At 72.6% G+C, this 16,997-nt stretch carries 13 protein-coding genes and 3 tRNA genes; 4 read left to right on the forward strand and 12 right to left on the reverse strand.

Annotation, left to right across the window (positions count from 1 at the left end; genetic code table 11):
* Positions 1 to 91 precede the first annotated feature (91 nt).
* The 3 genes from putP to ACWGKI_RS08100 form a co-directional block, all read right to left on the reverse strand.
* Entirely contained in the window at positions 92 to 1,597 is a 1,506-nt protein-coding gene (putP, locus tag ACWGKI_RS08090) for a sodium/proline symporter PutP (protein ID WP_452186110.1), read from the reverse strand.
* Positions 1,598 to 1,788: 191 nt separating this feature from the next.
* Positions 1,789 to 1,861, reverse strand: a tRNA-Arg gene (locus ACWGKI_RS08095).
* A gap of 187 nt (positions 1,862 to 2,048) precedes the next feature.
* Positions 2,049 to 2,140 (reverse strand) — tRNA-Ser (locus ACWGKI_RS08100).
* A 113-nt stretch (positions 2,141 to 2,253) separates the two neighbouring features.
* Here ACWGKI_RS08100 and ACWGKI_RS08105 point away from each other — a divergent pair.
* A complete protein-coding gene (locus tag ACWGKI_RS08105) occupies positions 2,254 to 4,107 on the forward strand; it encodes a GMC family oxidoreductase N-terminal domain-containing protein (RefSeq protein WP_452186112.1) in 1,854 nt (617 codons plus the stop codon).
* A 46-nt stretch (positions 4,108 to 4,153) separates the two neighbouring features.
* Here ACWGKI_RS08105 and ACWGKI_RS08110 read toward each other — a convergent pair.
* From ACWGKI_RS08110 to ACWGKI_RS08130, 5 genes are all read right to left on the reverse strand, one after another.
* Positions 4,154 to 4,241: transfer RNA gene (locus ACWGKI_RS08110), tRNA-Ser, on the reverse strand.
* 114 nt (positions 4,242 to 4,355) lie between these two features.
* Positions 4,356 to 5,186: a GTP-binding protein gene (locus tag ACWGKI_RS08115; RefSeq protein WP_452186114.1), complete on the reverse strand. Its 831-nt coding sequence runs from the start codon at positions 5,184 to 5,186 to the stop codon at positions 4,356 to 4,358.
* A gap of 70 nt (positions 5,187 to 5,256) precedes the next feature.
* Positions 5,257 to 5,673, reverse strand: a complete 417-nt coding sequence (locus tag ACWGKI_RS08120; RefSeq protein ID WP_380244951.1) for a DUF742 domain-containing protein — start codon at positions 5,671 to 5,673, stop codon at positions 5,257 to 5,259.
* Between the two features lie 10 nt (positions 5,674 to 5,683).
* Positions 5,684 to 6,133, reverse strand: coding sequence for a roadblock/LC7 domain-containing protein (locus ACWGKI_RS08125; protein ID WP_380244950.1), 450 nt, complete (start codon positions 6,131 to 6,133; stop codon positions 5,684 to 5,686).
* 34 nt (positions 6,134 to 6,167) lie between these two features.
* Positions 6,168 to 9,893 carry an ATP-binding protein gene (locus ACWGKI_RS08130; protein ID WP_452186117.1) on the reverse strand — a complete coding sequence of 1,242 codons (3,726 nt, stop codon included), beginning with the start codon at positions 9,891 to 9,893 and terminating at the stop codon, positions 6,168 to 6,170.
* 180 nt (positions 9,894 to 10,073) lie between these two features.
* On the opposite strand from ACWGKI_RS08130, the gene ACWGKI_RS08135 reads away from it, so the two are divergent.
* Positions 10,074 to 11,051 (forward strand): NAD(P)H-quinone oxidoreductase, encoded by a 978-nt coding sequence (locus ACWGKI_RS08135; protein ID WP_452186119.1) that lies wholly within the window; start codon positions 10,074 to 10,076, stop codon positions 11,049 to 11,051.
* A 37-nt stretch (positions 11,052 to 11,088) separates the two neighbouring features.
* Positions 11,089 to 11,685, forward strand: coding sequence for a bacterial proteasome activator family protein (locus ACWGKI_RS08140; protein ID WP_380244947.1), 597 nt, complete (start codon positions 11,089 to 11,091; stop codon positions 11,683 to 11,685).
* Positions 11,686 to 11,703: 18 nt separating this feature from the next.
* On the opposite strand, the gene ACWGKI_RS08145 is transcribed toward ACWGKI_RS08140, so the two are convergent.
* Positions 11,704 to 12,576 carry an EamA family transporter gene (locus tag ACWGKI_RS08145; protein ID WP_452186121.1) on the reverse strand — a complete coding sequence of 291 codons (873 nt, stop codon included), beginning with the start codon at positions 12,574 to 12,576 and terminating at the stop codon, positions 11,704 to 11,706.
* A gap of 200 nt (positions 12,577 to 12,776) precedes the next feature.
* Between ACWGKI_RS08145 and ACWGKI_RS08150 the strand changes: the two genes are divergently transcribed.
* Positions 12,777 to 13,229: a DUF805 domain-containing protein gene (locus ACWGKI_RS08150; RefSeq protein WP_452186123.1), complete on the forward strand. Its 453-nt coding sequence runs from the start codon at positions 12,777 to 12,779 to the stop codon at positions 13,227 to 13,229.
* Positions 13,230 to 13,333: 104 nt separating this feature from the next.
* Here ACWGKI_RS08150 and ACWGKI_RS08155 read toward each other — a convergent pair whose 3' ends face one another.
* From ACWGKI_RS08155 to ACWGKI_RS08165, 3 genes are all read right to left on the reverse strand, one after another.
* Complete coding sequence (locus tag ACWGKI_RS08155; protein WP_380242878.1) at positions 13,334 to 14,296, reverse strand: carbohydrate ABC transporter permease; 963 nt, start codon at positions 14,294 to 14,296, stop codon at positions 13,334 to 13,336.
* Entirely contained in the window at positions 14,293 to 15,282 is a 990-nt protein-coding gene (locus ACWGKI_RS08160) for a carbohydrate ABC transporter permease (RefSeq protein ID WP_380242876.1), read from the reverse strand. The genes ACWGKI_RS08155 and ACWGKI_RS08160 overlap by 4 nt, the downstream gene beginning before the upstream one ends.
* 146 nt (positions 15,283 to 15,428) lie before the next feature.
* Positions 15,429 to 16,826: an ABC transporter substrate-binding protein gene (locus tag ACWGKI_RS08165; protein ID WP_452186125.1), complete on the reverse strand. Its 1,398-nt coding sequence runs from the start codon at positions 16,824 to 16,826 to the stop codon at positions 15,429 to 15,431.
* Positions 16,827 to 16,997 lie beyond the last annotated feature (171 nt).

The raw sequence follows: 16,997 nt of genomic DNA on the forward strand, positions 1-16,997 counted from the left end.
CGCCACGTCCCGCCACGGCCCGCCGGCGAGGCCGATGAGGCCCCGGCCGGGCACCTGTCCGCCCCCCGGGCGCGGCGGTGCCGGCGGCGCGTCAGACGCGCTGCAGCTCCGGCCGCTCCCCACGGGCGAGACGCCGTGCGGCGTCGAACTCCTCGAGCACCGCACCGTCCGGCCTCGGCGTCACGAGGCTGACGACGACCGCCACGAGGAGGCCGATCGCGAACCCGGGGACGATCTCGTACAGGCTGTCCGCGAGGGACGTACGTCCCCAGACGAACGCGACGACCGCACCGGCGACCATCCCCGAGAGCGCACCCCACCGCGTCAGGCGACGCCAGTAGAGGCTCAGGACGACGACCGGTCCGAACGCCGACCCGAACCCGGCCCACGCGAAGCCCACCAGGTCGAGGATCGAGGACGTCCGGTCCAGGGCGATCAGCGCCGCGACCACCGCGACGAGCAGGACGCCGCCCCGGCCGAGCATCACCTCGGCCCGGGGGCTGAGCCGGAGCCCGGACATCTTCACCAGGTCCTCGACGAGCGCCGAGGAGGACACGATCAGCTGCGACGAGATCGTCGACATGATCGCCGCCAGCACCGCGGCCAGCACCAGGCCCGCCACCAGCGGGTGGAAGAGGAGCTGGGCGAGCAGCAGGAAGATGGTCTCCGGGTTGTCGACCTGGAGACCCTTGACGTTCGCGTAGGCGACGCCGACCAGCCCGGTCATCACGGCGCCCAGCGCGGTCAGCACCATCCAGCCGATGCCGATCCGTCGTCCGGCGGTCGCGTCCTGCGGCGTGCGGATGGCCATGAAGCGCACGATGATGTGCGGCTGCCCGAAGTACCCCAGGCCCCACGCGAGCGCAGAGATGACGCCGGTGGCGGTGGCGCCGGCGAAGAACGACAGGTGCTGCGTGGTGCCGGCGGCGTCCGCGGCTCGGATCCCCTCCTGCACCGCCGACCAACCACCCAGGTCGACCACGGCGATCACCGGCACCGCGACGAGCGCCGCGAGCATCAACACCCCCTGCGCGACGTCGGTCCACGTCGCCCCGAGGAACCCGCCGAAGAGCGTGTAGGCGAGCGTCACGCCGCCGACGACGAGGAGCCCGGTGAGGTAGTCCAGCCCGAACGAGCTCTCGAAGAACGTCCCGCCCGCGACCATCCCGGACGAGACGTAGAAGGTGAAGAACACCAGGACGATCAGGCCGGCCGCGACGCGCAGCAGGTGCGCGGGGTCGCGGAGGCGGTTGTCGAAGAAGCTCGGGATGGTGATCGAGTTGTTCGCGACCTCCGTGTAGGCCCGCAGACGGGGGGCCACGAACTTCCAGTTGAGCCACGCGCCCACGGTCAGGCCCACCGCGATCCACGCCTCGACGAGCCCGGTGAGGTAGATCGCGCCGGGCAGCCCCATGAGCAGCCAGCCCGACATGTCGGAGGCGCCCGCGCTCAGGGCGGCCACGCCGGGGCGCAGCCGGCGCCCACCGAGCATGTAGTCGTCCAGGTCGTCGGTCCTGCGGAACGCTGCGTACCCGATGCCCAGCATCGCCAGGAGGTACGCGACGATCGCGATCGTCTGCCAGGTCTGATCGCTCATGCGATCGATCACCCTCTCGGTCGTGTCGTTGCAGCGTCTGGCGCTGGACGCGCCGACCGCCGCGACGTGCGCGACGGGCCGGGGCCAGGTCGTGACGCGGTCGGCGCTGACCTCGCTGCTGTGCCACCCCGTGGGGCCGAAACGACCAACGGCCCGATCCCGTGTGGGGATCGAGCCGTTGTGCCTTTCGGTGCGCCCGGAGGGATTCGAACCCCCAACCTTCTGATCCGTAGTCAGATGCTCTATCCGTTGAGCTACGGGCGCAGTCCTGACCGGCGCTGTCGCACCGACCGACGAGAACATTACAGGCACCGGGCCCGTTCCCCAAACCGACGGGGCCCATCGTGATGCACGACACCGGGACGACCTCCGGCAGGGCGGTTCTCGCGCCCCGCCGACCCGACATCAGGCAACAGAAAAGGCCCCGGGCGATCAGCAGCCGGAGCCTTCCTGGCGGAGACGGCGGGATTTGAACCCGCGAACGGGTTGCCCCGTTACCACCTTAGCAGGGTGGCGCACTAGACCAGACTATGCGACGTCTCCTCGCGGCAGCACAACCACACCGCGGCGCCCAGAGTAACCGCCGGGCATGCCTGGGGGCAAAAGCCGTGCGCCGTCGCCCCCGCCGCACCCCGGACCGCGCTACGGTCTGGCGCATGCTGGACGACGACGACCAGACCCTCCGCAGAGCCTCCGGCCCGGTCCGCAGCCAGGTCAGCAGCCCGGTCTGCAGCCCGGTCACCGAGCAGCCCGCCGACCCCGCCGACGACTACGACGACTACGACGTCCTCGTCGTCGGCTCAGGCTTCGGGGGCAGCGTGGCTGCCCTGCGGCTCACGGAGAAGGGCTACCGCGTCGGCGTGCTCGAGGCGGGCCGACGGTTCGCCGACGACGAGCTGCCGCGCACCTCCTGGGACCTGCGCCGCTTCCTCTGGGCCCCCGCCCTGGGCTGCTACGGCATCCAGCGGATCCACCGCCTCAAGGACGTCCTCGTGCTCGCCGGGGCGGGCGTCGGTGGCGGCTCCCTCGTGTACGCCAACACCCTGTACCGGCCGCCCGACGCGTTCTGGTCGGACCCCGCCTGGGCGCACGTGACCGACTGGAAGGCAGAGCTCGACCCCTACTACGACCAGGCCGAGCGGATGCTCGGCGCGGTCGAGTACCGCCGCACCACCCCCGCGGACGAGCTCGTGCGCGACGTGGCCGAGGAGCTCGGCGTCGGGCACACGTTCCGCAAGGTCCGGGTCGGCGTGTTCCTCGGGGACGACGGAGCCGCCGGGCCCTCGCGGCCCGGCGACGGGTCCGAGAACGCCGTCCCCGACCCCTTCTTCGGGGGCAGGGGACCGGACCGCAGCCCGTGCCTGCACTGCGGCGAGTGCATGACGGGCTGCCGGCACAACGCGAAGAACACGCTCGTCAAGAACTACCTGCACCTCGCGGAGGCCGCCGGTGCCCGCGTGCACCCGCTGACCACGGCCACCGCCGTCCTCCCCCGCACCGACGGCGGCTACGAGGTGCGCACCCACCGCACCGGGAACCGTTGGGCGGGGCGACGCACGTACCGCGCCCGACAGGTGGTGCTCGCGGCCGGGACGCTCGGGACGCAGCGCCTGCTGCACGCGATGCGGGACAGCGGCGACCTGCCGCACCTCTCCCCGCGCCTCGGACACCTCACGCGCACCAACTCCGAGGCCCTGCTGGGGGCGATGCGGCCGGCCCGCCGCGGCCAGGTGGGCGAGCCCGACTACTCCGAGGGCGTGGCCATCACGTCGTCCTTCTACCCGGACGAGGACACGCACGTCGAACCCGTGCGCTACGGCCGCGGGTCCAACGCGATGGGGCTCCTGCAGACCGTGCTGGTCGACGGAGTCGGACCCGGCGACGGCCCGCGCTGGCGCCGGTGGCTCGCCGAGCTCTGGCGTCGGCGCCGCGACCTACCCGCGCTGTACGACCTGCGGGGCTGGTCGCAGCGCACCGTGATCGCCCTGGTGATGCAGAGCCGCGACAACTCGCTCACGACGTTCACGCGCCGCGGGCTCCTCGGCCGGCGGCTCACCTCACGGCAGGGCACCGGAGCGCCCAACCCGACCTGGATCCCGGTGGCGCACGACGCCGTCCGGGCGATGGCGGCCCGCATGGGCGGGCTCGCGGGCGGCAGCGCGGGCGACCCGTTCGACGTGCCGATGACGGCGCACATCCTCGGCGGCTGCACGATCGGCGACTCCCCCGCCACCGGCGTCGTCGACCCGTACCACCGCGTGCACGGGCATCCCGGCCTGCACGTGCTGGACGGGTCCACCGTGACCGCCAACCTCGGCGTCAACCCGTCGCTCACCATCACCGCCCAGGCCGAGCGGGCGTGCGCCCTCTGGCCGAACCGCGGCGACGCCGACACCCGGCCCGCCCCGGGGGCCGCATACGCCGGCGTCGCGCCCACGCGACCCCGGCACCCGGTGGTGCCGTCCGCGGCACCCGGTGCGCTGCGCCTGCCGATCGTCGAGATCCGCTGACCCGACGACGGAGCGCCGCCGACGCATCCGTCGGCGGCGCTCGCGATGGCGGAGGGCGAGGGATTCGAACCCCCGGTGCATTGCTGCACAACGGTTTTCAAGACCGTCACATTAGGCCGCTCTGTCAGCCCTCCCAGGACGCCGGCCCGGGCCGCCGTCCGGCACAGCAGTGTACAGACCGGGCACGGCCGCGGCCCCGGTCGCCGAGGCGAGCCGGGGCCGCGGGACGGCGGTCGGGACGGCGCTTGTCAGGCGGGGCCGCCACCCGAGCGCAGCTGCCGCATCGCGAGCTGCACGAGGGCGATGAGCGTCTGCTTCGTCGCGGCGCGCGACCGCGCGTCCGTGTAGAGCATCGGCACGTGCGCCGGGATCTGCAGCGCCTCGCGGACGTCCTCGAGACGGTGCTTGGCGACGCCGTCGAAGCAGTTCACCCCGACGACGAACGGCACGCCGCGCGACTCGAAGTAGTCGATCGCCGGGAAGCACTGCTCCAGCCGGTCGGTGTCGACGAGCACGACGGCACCGATGGCGCCGCGGATCAGGTCGTCCCACATGAACAGGAAGCGGTCCTGGCCCGGCGTGCCGAACAGGTAGAGCCAGAGGTTGCCCGGCAGGTTCACACGGCCGAAGTCCATCGCCACGGTCGTGGTGGTCTTCCGGTCGGAGACACCGCCGGCGTCGTCGACCCCCACCGAGTGCTCGGTCATCGCGGCCTCGGTGTTCAGCGGCTCGACGTCCGAGATGGAGCCGATGAACGTCGTCTTGCCGACGGCGAACCCGCCGGCCACGACGATCTTCGTGACGGTCGGCGCGGTGGACGGCTGTGCGTGGGCCGACGTCGGGGCGGGCTGCGCCGGGGCGGAGGGTCCCTGCGCGGTCGCCGCCGGCTGGGCCGGCGCGGCGGCCGGAGCAGCCGCCGGGGCGGGAACCTGCTGGGCGACGGGGCGCGCCGGCGCCGCCGCCGGCACCGAGGTGATCGGGCCCGGAGCCGCGTTCGCCGCCGGGGCGCCGCCCAGCACGCTCTGCCGCTGCGGGGCACCGGCTGCCGCCGGAGCGCCGCCGGCCGTCGGAGCGCTCACCGCGCCGACCGTCTGGGAGACCGGCGCCCAGGCCGGGGACATCCCCCCGGACGCACCGGGCGTCGGGCTGTCAGAGGGCGGAAATGCCATTGAGAACACTCTCCAAGACGCTCAGAGACAGGCCCGAGTGGGAACTGCCGTGACCCGTGTGGACGTTCACCGGGGTCGAGGTGTGCACGGTGATGTGCCCCTCCTCCTGCATGTCCGCGACCAGGATGCGGACGACGCCGAGGGGCAGGCGCAGCAGCGCGGAGAGCTCCGCGATCGAGACGTACGTGTGCGCGGCGTGCTGCAGGATCGCCCGCTTCTCCGGGGTGAGGCCCATGCTCGTGACGGCGCCGGGCAGCACCTCGACCAGCGCCTCGAGAGGCAGGTCGGACATGGCGGAACGGACGCGGCCGCCGGTGACCGCATAGGGACGCACCGTCGAGGCTTCGTAGCCGTCTGCCGAGTGCGCACCCAGAGAACCGAACGATCCGTGCGTCATGGTCGCGACCTCATCCCACCCGCGCGGAGCGCGTCGAACCGTCCACCGGAAGGTTGCCGCGCATCTCCGAGATCAGCTGCGGGGTGAGCGTGGCCTCGGTGCGGGAGACGAGCAGCGCCATCTCGTAGCCGATGAGGCCGATGTCGCAGGACGACTCGGCGACCACCGCGAGGACGGAGCCGTTGGAGACGTTCATCAGGAAGAGGAACCCGTTGTCCATCTCGATGACGGCCTGGCGCACGTTGCCGCCGTTGAGCTGGCGGGAGGCCCCGCGCGTCAGGCTGGACATGCCGGAGACGATCGCCGCGAGCTGGTCACCGCTGGTGCGGTCGAGCTGGTCGGACATCGCCATGAGCAGACCGTCCGCCGAGACCACCAGCGTGTGGCGGCTGCCCGGGACGGTGCGCACGAAGTTGTCGAGAAGCCACCCGAAGTTGGTCGCTTCAGTACTGAGGGTCACGCTTCCTCCTCGTCAAGTACGCCGAAGGCGCAGGTCACCGCTGCTGCGGCGCGGATCCAGGGACATCATTCACGGTGGGGGCGGGCGGCGTCGAGGCCCTGAAGGCTCCCGCGTCGTCACGACCGCGGCTGGTGGCCGACTGGAAGGCCGACAGCCGCGAGCGAAGCTGCTCCGGGTCCCGCTCGATCCGGGCCGTGAAGCGCTCGGCCGACGCCGAGGACTCCCCCGCCCGCTGGCGCCGCGCCAGGCCGCCCGACACGCTCGAGACCGTCGTCGGGCGGTACGTCTGCTCCTCGTTCGTCGAAGTCACGTTCCCTTCCTGGAAGACGCCGCGCTGCAGCATCGTGGACATCTCCTCGTACAGGACGGCCGAGGCCATCCACTCCGACCGGGCCTCGACCGTGTCGGGCACGAAGTGCGGGTCCAGCGGGTCGTTCCCGCCGGTCTCCGTCGGGCGCAGCGGCAGCACCGAGCCGCCGTACGACGTCGCCGCCGGCTCCTCGCGCGGCTCCGGCCGGGGGGCCTCGCGCGGCGCCTCGTACGCCGCCGGGGCGGCGTCGAACGGCGACGCGTCGTAGGGCGCCGGCTCGAACGGGGCCGGCTCGAACGGCGCCGGCTCCGCACGGGCGGCCTCCGGGGCGGTCCCCGTCGCCGCGGGGAACCGCGTCGCCGCAGGAGCCGCGGGAGCCGCGTCCTCGGAGGAGGGCTTGCGCCCGAACAGGCCACGCCGGCGACCCGCCTGCGCCGCCTCGTTCTCGCGCGCCGCGCGGCGCGTCGGCAGGTCGGAGATCAGGTCCTCGAACGCCGGGAGCTCCTGGAACGCGTCCTGGGCGGGGGCCGGCTCGTCGCGCGGCGGCAGACCTGCCGCGGGCGTCACGGGGTCGAACGCCGAGGTAGCGGTCTCCGGCACCTCGCGCACGACCGGCTCGAACGCCGACGTCGCCGGGGCGGCGAACGCCGCGGGTGCGGCCTCCTGCGGCTCGGGGCCGGCCGGAGCCATCGGAGCCATCGGAGCCATCGGTGCCGCCGGGGCCGCCGGCGCGGCGGCGGACGCGCGCGTGGGCAGGGCGACGACCGGCGAGACCTCGGTGGCCGGGCGGTACGGCTCGTGCGCCACGGGCTGCGGCGCAGGGGCGGGGACGGGCTCGGGCTCGGGCTCGTGCAGCGGCACGGCGACGTGCGCCGCCGGCTCCTCGTAGGCCACCGGGGCGAGCTCTCCCGGCAGTGCCGCCGGGTCCTCGGTGACGGCGTCGAGCTGCAGCGTGCTCTCGGTCTCCGAGGCGTCGATCGACCCCATCGACCGGAAGCTCGAGAACAGCCCCGCGCGCTGGTCGACGCCGAGGACCGGCGCGGACACGGGCTCGGGCTCGGCGGCGGCCGGCTCGGGCTCGGCGCGGTGCCGGCTCGGCAGCGAGGTCGCGGAGGCCTCGACGGCCGACGGCGGGCGCCAGGCGTCCGTCGTCGTGTCGTCCACGAGGTTCGGCAGGTTCGGCGTCGCGAGCGGCGGGAGCACGATCGGGCCGGTGTCGACGCCGGGCGAGGTCTCCGCGTGCGCGGCGTCGGAGCGCCGGCGGCGCGGCATGCCGATCGACGTCGTCCCGTCGGTGAGCGCGTCGAGGTCGACGGCCACGGCGGCGGGCGCCTCGGGCGCCGCGGGGAGCGCGGACCGGGCGGACGCGACCGCGGGCGTCGGCGTGGTGCGCGTGTCGTCGGCCGCGGAACCGAACGCCGTGGCCGGCATGGCTGGCATGGCCGGCGCGGCCGGCGCGGCCGGCGCGGCGGAGGGCTCCTCCGCGGCCGCCGGGACCGAGGCCACCGGCGCCGAGGTGGGAGCCTGGAGCGTGCCGAGGGACTGGCCGCTCAGGTCGGCGGCCGCGCTCTGCGTCGCCGCCTCCAGCGGGTCCGTCGGCTCGGGCAGCGGCAGCGCCTCGTCCGGCAGGAACAGGTCCGCCGGGAACAGGACGGTCACCTCGGTGCCGACGCCGCCGTCGCCCGCGCTGAACCCGACGCGCGCGTTGAGGCGGTCGGCCAGCCGGCCGACCACGTAGAGGCCGAGGCGCTGGGCACCCACGGCGTCCGACGCGGACCGGCTCGCGACCTTCGAGTTCGCGTCCGCGATCTCCTCCGGGCTCATCCCGAGCCCGTGGTCACGGACCGTGACGACCACGCCGCGCTGGTCGCGCGCCGTCGTCACCTCGACCGGCGTGTGCGGCTCGGAGAACATCGTGGCGTTCTCGAGGAGCTCCGCCAGCAGGTGCGCGGCGCTCAGCGCGTTGTGGCCGAGCATGTGCGGGTCGACGCCCAGGTTGAGGCGCACCCGGTCGTACAGCTCGATCTCGGAGGACGCCGTGCGGACGACGTCGGAGATGGGCATGGGGTTGCGCACGCGGCGCCCCGAGTCGATGCCTGCGAGCACCAGCAGCGACTCCGCGTTGCGGCGCATCCGGGTGGCGAGGTGGTCGAGGCGGAACAGGTTCGACAGGGTGGTCGGGTCCTCCTCGGACCGCTCCAGCTCGTCGAGGAAGGACAGCTGCCGGTTGAGCAGCACCTGGTCGCGCCGGGCCACGTTGACGAACATCTCGGCGATGGAGCCACGGAGGGCCGCCTGCTCGCGCGCGACGACCATCGTCGTCTCGTTGACCTCGTTGAACGCCGCCGCGAGGCGGCCGATCTCGTCGCTGGACTCCACGGGGACCTGGACCAGGTCGATCGACGGGCCCTGGCCGGGGACGGCCATCTGCTCGACCATGCGCGGCAGGCGGTCGCGCACGTCCGCCGTCGCGGAGGTGAGGCGGGCCAGCGGCTGCACGATGCGGCGGGCGATGAGCAGCGCGAGGAGGAACGACACGAGCACGACGCCGAACGCCGCCGCCCCGGTCAGCAGGGCGGCCGTCTGCGCGTCGTCCGCGAGGTCGTCCGAGTACGCGACGGTCGCGTCCCGGACCTCGTCGCGCACCGGCTGCGTCTGCGCGACCCAGCCCTGGGAGAGCTTGTTCCACTGCCCGGCCGCCTCGGTGTCGAGGCCGGAGAGGTTCAGGTAGCGCAGCTGGAGCCGGAGCTGGGACAGGTCGTTCGCGTAGGCGGGCACCTCGTACCCGCCGGGGATCTGCTCGAGCTGCTCCTGGGCGTCGGTGCGCAGGGCGTCGGTCTGCTGCAGGGTGGTGACCATGCGGCCGTTGAGGTCGGCGGCCGGCGGCTCGCCCGCCTGGAGCGACGCCAGCACGGCGCCGGCGACGGGGCGCTCCAGCGTGTTGGCGAGCATCGCCTCGTCGAGGGCCGTGTAGGCGTTGATGTGCCGGGTCAGGCCGGCGTCGGTGCCGCTCTGGGCCACCGAGCGCGGCACGTCCATCGCGTTCTCGCTGAGCGCCGTGTACTGCTCCGTGGCGCGCGCCTCCGTGAGCTGGCCGGAGATGACCTTGCGCTGGAGCTCGTCGAGCACGGTCCGGTCGCGCAGCGTGCGCGCCACGGCGTCCTGGACGTTCGTCGGCAGCGCGCTGACGTCGAGGACCTCGAGCGCCTCGTCGCGGGCGTCGAGGGCCCGGTCGGTGTCCTCCTGGGCCTTCACGAGCGCCTTCTTGGCACCCGGGATCCCCATCTCGGCCGCGATGTTCGTCGCGCGCTCGGCCGCCACGGCGGAGCCCGCCACGTCCTGCAGCTCGAGCGAGGCCATCAGCGCCGCCGTCTGCTCGGCGCTGCGGTTCTCCTGCAGCGACTGCCAGGTGATCCAGCCCGCCGTCAACGCCAGGACGAAGATCGGCACGGCGAGTGTCGCGAGAATCTTCCCGCGAACGCCCAACCTGCGGAGCATCTGAACCCTCTCCAACACTGTTCGTCGAGTGCGGGCGACCGTCGTCGTCCATGCCTCGGATGGGTGCCATCACGTCCGGCACCGCTCCGCGTGCCCGGCTGGGCTCCAGGTGCGCGAGTAGGCTCCATCGGTGTGCGAGCGGTCACGATATCGGCACCTGGCGGTCCAGGGAAACTCACCCTATCCCTCGTTAACCTGGACAAACCGGGCCCGGGTGAGGTCCTGGTCGACGTCGCTGCGGCGGGCGTCAACCGCGCTGACCTGCTCCAACGCGCCGGAAACTACCCCCCGCCGCCCGGCGCTCCCGAGTGGCCGGGCCTCGAGATCTCGGGTACGGTCCGCGCGCTCGGCCCCGGCGTGACCGGCTGGGCGCCCGGCGACCGCGTCGTCGCGCTGCTCGAGGGCGGGGGCTATGCGGAGCAGGTCGTGGCGCGCGCCGGCCAGCTGCTGCCCGTCCCCGACGGCGTCGACCTCGTCGACGCCGCGGGCCTCCCCGAGGCCGTGTGCACCGCGTGGACGAACCTCGTGGACACCGGTCACCTGCACGCCGGCGAGACCGTCCTGGTGCAGGGCGGGTCGGGTGGCGTCGGCAGCGTCGCGGTCCAGCTCGCGGCGGCCCTGGGGGCGCGCGTCGTCGCGACCGCCGGCGGCGCCGAGCGGGCGGCCCGCTGCGTCGCCCTCGGCGCGACGGTCGGCGTCGACCACCGGTCGCAGGACGTCGTCACCGCCGTGCGCGAGGCCACCGGCGGGCGGGGGGCCGACGTCGTGCTCGACGTGCTCGGCGGCGGCGGCCTCGCGGACAACGTCCGGGCGCTGGCGCCGGGTGGCCGCCTGGTCGTCATCGGCCTGCAGCAGGGCCGCCACGGCGAGCTGGACCTGTCGGCCCTCATGGCGAAGCGCGCCTGGGTGACCGGCACGACGCTCCGCTCCCGGTCGGCCGACGAGAAGGCCGCGCTGGTCGCCACCGTCTGCGAGCGCGTGTGGCCGCTGGTCGCCGACGGCCGCGTGCGGCCCGTCGTGCACGCCCGGCTGCCGCTGGCGGACGCCGCACGGGCGCACGAGCTGCTCGAGTCCGGGGAGCCCTTCGGCAAGGTCCTGCTCGTCCCCTGACCGGCCCGTGTCGGCCGGGTGGGCCACACTGGGGAGCATGACCGCGAGCGACGACGCCACCCGAGCCCCGTCCGACGCCGACCTCCCGCGGGTGGTCACCCCCGACGGGGAGCCCACCGCTCCCGACGCCGACGACGCGGACGCCCCGGAGGGCGCCGAGGTCGAGGAGTCGTCGCGCATCGAGGAACCGGCCAAGGTGATGCGCATCGGCGGCATGATCAAGCGGCTGCTGGACGAGGTGCGCGACGCTCCCCTCGACGACGCGGCCCGGACCCGCCTGGCCGAGATCCACGAGCGCTCCCTCACGGAGCTGGAGGACGGGCTCTCCCCCGACCTCGTCGAGGAGCTGCACCGCATCACGCTGCCGTTCTCCGACGACAGCGTCCCGTCGGACGCCGAGCTGCGGGTGGCGCAGGCGCAACTGGTCGGCTGGCTCGAGGGCCTCTTCCACGGCATCCAGACGGCGCTCGTGGCGCAGCAGATGGCCGCGCAGGCGCAGCTCTCCCAGATGCGCCGGGCCCTGCCGCCGGGCGCTCACCCGACGCCGTTCGGCCCGGGCGGGTCGGCCGGCCCCGGGGACGGCCCGACCGGACCCGGCGACGACCGTCGCCCTTCCCCCGGCCAGTACCTGTAGGGCGCCGGGGGCGCGGCGTCAGCCGCGCGCGGTCATGACGATGGCGCCGGAGACGAGGGCGAGCCCCGCCAGCTCGGGCCAGGTGGGGATCTGCCGCAGGACCACGGCACCGACGAGGACGGCGGTGGCGGGCAGCAGCGCCAGCATGACGGAGAAGGTCGCGGTGCCGACGCGCCGCAGCACCACCTGGTCGAGCACGTAGGGCACGACCGACGAGCACACCGCCACCACGAGCAGGAAGAGCAGCAGGGGGACATCGGTCAGGACCTCCGGCGCCGACGACGCGAAGAACGGGGCGAACGCCAGCGCACCGGCCACCATGCCGACCGCGAGGCCGTCGATCCCCGCTCCCGCGCCGGCGACGCGCTTGCCCAGCACGATGTATCCCGCCCAGCAGGCGGCTGCCGCGAGCACCGCGCCGAGGCCGACGACGGCGTCCTCCCGCGGGATCCCTGACCCGAGCGTGACGCCCGCGAGCAGCAGCACGCCTCCCGCCGCCACGGCGATCGCGGCGCGCTCCTGCCAGCCCCGGCCGGTGATCGCGGCGACCGCGACGGGGCCGAGGAACTCGATCGCGACCGCGACGCCGAGCGGGAGGTGGTCCACCGCGACGTAGAAGACCACGTTCATCGCCGCGAGCACGACGCCGAACAGCACCGCCGCGACGAGGTCGCGGCGCGACCAGCGCCGCCGCCACGGGCGCCGCCAGGCCACCAGGACCACCGCGGCCAGCACGATGCGCCACCAGCCCACGGCGGGGGCGCCGAGGCGCCCGAAGAGCCCCACCGCGACGGCCGCGCCGGCGTAGAGGGTGAGCCCCGAGACCACGAACAGGACGGGTGCCGGGACGCGGTCCAGGGGGCCGCGCGGCGGCGGCGCGGGGGTCGGCACCCAGGGAGCATACGGGCGCCGGGAGCGCACCGTGGGGGCCCGACGGGGAGTTCTCCCCACCGAGTATGTGGATGAGACGTGGACAAACCCTGGACGCGCCGTGCGTGCGCCCCCTACGCTCGCGGGGCCACCGGGGGCCAGCACGCACTCCGCGAGCGCCGGCACACGGACGCCCCCGCCGACGACCCAGTGAGGCCGCCATGTCGTTCCCGGACGCGATCAAGTCCGTCTTCTCGCAGTACGCCACGTTCACCGGCCGCGCGCGCCGCTCGGAGTTCTGGTTCTGGTACCTGTTCCTCGCCATCATCGGCGTCGTGGCGAGCATCGTGCTCGGCGTCGTTGCCGCCACCTCGGTGGACCCCGACACGGCGACGATGGGCGCGGGGTTCACCGTCGCGACGTCCCTGTTCTCGCTCGTGTACCTGGCGGTCCTGCTGCCGACGCTGGCCGTCTCGGTGCGCCGCCTGCACGACCAGGACAAGTCCGGGTTCTTCTGGTTCCTGGGTCTCATCCCGTTCGTCGGCGGGATCATCATGATCGTGCTGTACGCGCAGCCCGGGACCATGGGCCCGAACCGCTTCGGCCCGGACCCGAAGGGCGTGCAGGCTGCGCCCGCGCCCTACGGCGTCCCCAGCGCCCCGCCGGCGGTCTGACGCACCGCACGACACCAAGCACGACGACGGCGGCCCGGGCACACTGCCCGGGCCGCCGTCGTCGTCCCTGCACCGGGACCTTCGTCTGGACCCTCGTCGGGGCGTCAGCCCTTCACGGCGCCCGCGAGCATGCCGCGCACGAAGAAGCGCTGCAGCCCGATGAACACGACCAGCGGCACGACCATCGCGATGAACGCACCGGCGGTCAGGAGGTACCAGTCACCACCGCGCGTGCCCGCCAGCTCCGCGATCTTGACCGTCAGGGGCTGGTACTGCGGGGCGGCGAACGTGAGGCCGACGAGCAGGTCGTTCCAGACCCAGAGGAACTGGAAGATCCCGAACGACGCGATCGCCGGGACCAGCAGCGGGAAGAGCACGCGGAAGAAGATCTTGACGTGCCCCGCCCCGTCCACGCGGGCGGCCTCCACGAGCGAGGCCGGGATGTCCTTCATGAAGTTGTGCAGCAGGAAGATCGCCAGGGGCAGCGCGAAGATCGAGTGCGACAACCAGACCGTCCAGTAGCTGCCGTTGATGTCCCAGTCGACATAGTCCGACAGCAGCGGCACCAGGGCGATCTGCAGCGGCACCACCTGGAGCGAGAAGACCGCGACGAACAGGAAGTTGCGGCCGGGGAACTTGATCCACGCGAACGCGTACGCCGCCAGCAGCGACAGCGTGATCGGGATGAGGACCGCGGGGATGGTGATGACGAACGAGTTGACGAAGAACGTCGACAGGTCGTTGCTGTTCCCGTAGAGCGCCTCGTTGTAGTTGTCCATCGTGAACTGCGCGGACCCGGTGAACAGGTCGCCGAACACCGTCCACCACCCGCTGCGACGGATGTCGTCCTGCGGCCGGAACGAGGTGATGAGCAGGCCGAGCGAGGGGATCGTCCACAGGATCGCGATGATGATCGCGATCCCCGACGCCCACGGCGAGCTCAGCTTGCCCTTGGTCGCGATCGCCCGGCGCTCCAGGCGGGAGAGCTTGCGGACCTGCGCCTGCGGGACGTCCTCGTCCAGCGCGGAGCTCGCGACGGCCTGGCCGGGAGTGGGGGTCGAGGTCATCGGATCTCCTCCGACTTGCGCATCTGCCGCACGTTGTACGCGATGATCGGGATCACCAGGACGAACAGGACGACGGCGAGCGCCGCCGCGAGGCCCTGATTCCCCTGCCGGAACGCCTGCGTGTAGAACTCGTTCGCGACCACCTGGGTGCCGAACTGGCCACCCGTCATCGTGCGGACGATGTCGAACGCCTTCAGCGTGCCCATCGCGATCGTGGTGAGGACGACGACGAGGGCCGGGCGGATGCTCGGCACCGTGATCCAGCGGAACATCCCCATGCCGTGCAGCCCGTCGAGGCGGGCCGCCTCGACGATGTCGTCCGGGATGGCCTTGATCGCCGCGGAGAGCACGGTCATCGCGAACCCGGTCTGGATCCAGATCATCACCACGATGAGAAACCAGGTGTTCCACGGCTGCCCGATGAGGAACTGCTGCGGCGGGAGGCCCACCCACACCAGCACCTGGTTGAGGAGGCCGATCTGCTCGATGCCGGGCTGGTCGGGCCGAAACTCGTAGACGAACTTCCAGATGATCGACGCGCCCACCATCGAGATCGCCATCGGGACGAAGACGAGCGCCTTGGCGAGCTTCTCGAACCGGGTGCGGTCGACCAGCACGGCGTAGGCGAGACCGATGACGGCGCTCAGCAGCGGGGCGAGGATCACCCAGGCGGCCGTGACGAGCAGCACCTGCTGGAACTGGCCCTCGGTGAAGGCCCGCACGTAGTTGTCCACACCGACGAACTCGGTGCCGTTGCGGTTGAAGAAGGACTGCCAGAGCGTGATGAGTCCCGGCCGCAGCAGGCCGTACACCAGGAAGAGGATCGGCACCCCTACGAAACCGAGCGCCACCACCCACGACGGGATCCGCTTGGGGCGGTCCACCAGGAACAGGATCAGCCCCATCACCGCGGCGAACAGCACCACGGCGAACACCATGAGCATGAACTTCTGCGTCGTGGTGTCGGGCTCGAGCAACCAGGTCATCGGCGACCTCCTCGAGTTGTCAGGACGGAGTCAGGGACGGGACGCGCGGTCCGGGCACGTCGTCGGACGTACCCGGACCGCACGGTCGAGCTGGTGTCACGCGAGGCGATGGCTCACCTCGGCCTCACCTCGGCCTCACCTCGGCCTCACCTCGGCCACGACGCCTCGATCTTGTCGGTGACCTCCTGGGTGCTCGCACCGGTGAGCCAGTCGACGATGCCGTTCCAGAACGTGCCGGCACCGACCTCGCCGGGCATGAGGTCGGACGCGTCGAACGCGACGACCGTGTTCGGGTCGGACAGGACGCCCGCCACGTACTGGTCGAACTCCGTGGCCAGGTTCTTCGGGTCGAGACCGCTGTTCGCGCTCACCCAGCCGCCGTCCGGCGTGTTCAGCGCCTTCTGGTTGGCCCAGTCCGCGCTGGACAGGTACGTCTGGAACGCCTGCACCTCGGGACGGTCGTTGAACGCGGCCACGAACTCGCCGCCGCCGAGCATCGGCTTGATGTCGGTCTGGTCCGTCGGCAGGTAGAACGCGAACACGTCGCCGTCCTTGGAGACGGTCGTGCCCTCGGGCCACTGCGTCTGGTAGAAGTTCGCCGCGCGGTGCATCCAGCAGTTGCCGTCGAGGATGCCGTTGCCGGCGTCCGTCCACGACTGCGTGGCGATCGAGTCGACCCCGCCCAGGCCCGCGTTGACGTAGTCCGGGTTCTTGAGGATCTGCCCCGCCGTGTCCCAGGCCTTGACGACCTTCGGGTCGTTGAACGGGATCTTGTGGGTGTACCACTTCTCGTAGTCCTCGATGCCCGCCGTGCGGAGCATCATGTCCTCGATGAAGTCGGTGCCCGGCCAGCCGGTCGCGTCACCGGACTCCACGCCGGCGCACCAGACGGGCCCGCCCGTCTTGTCGTGGATCGTCTTCGTGAGGTCGAGGAGCTCGGTCCAGGTCTGGGGGATCTCGTAGCCCGCGTCCGCGAACATCTTCGGCGAGTACCAGACGAACGACTTCGCGTTGGCGCCGAGCGGCGCGGAGTAGAAGGTGCCGTCGACCGTGCCGTAGCCCTTCCAGGTCTCGTTCCAGTACTTGTCGACGTTCTTGGCCGTCGCGTCCGGTGCCGGCTGGATGGCGTCCGGGTAGTCCTTCACGATCGTGTTCAGCAGGCCCGGCTGCGGCAGGTACGCGATGTCGGGGGCGTTGCCGGCCTTGATGCGGACCTGCAGCTGTGCCTCGAACTCGCGGGACGCCTCGTAGTTGATCTTGACTCCCGTGCAGTCCTCGAAGGCCTTGTACGAGGCCTGCTGGGTCGCGCCCTCCGGGTCGACGATCGAGGTGTAGACGCTGACCGTCTTGCCGTCGAGGTCGCCGAACTCGTCGTACGCGCTGCAGTCGATGCTCGCTGCGGAGGCGCTGTCACCGCCGGTCTCGCTCCCCGTGCCGCCTTCGCCGTCCGGGTCGCTGCAGGCCGCCAGCACGAGCGCCAGGCTCGCGCCGGTCGCGGCCAGGGCCAGTGCGCGTCGCCGCGCCGTCGTCGTTCGTGTGGTCATGCCAAGCTCCTCCACTGCGTCGTGGTTCACGGAAGTTGCCCACCGATGGGCGGCCCGTGCTCCCAGGTCTCCCTAGACCGGGATACTGCCTCCACCCTGAGTCGACCGCACCTGGACCCCTCGATGCAAGTTCCCGCAACGCGTTTCACGGTCACGACTCGGTGACGATTC

Source organism: Isoptericola sp. NPDC055881, assembly GCF_053615895.1.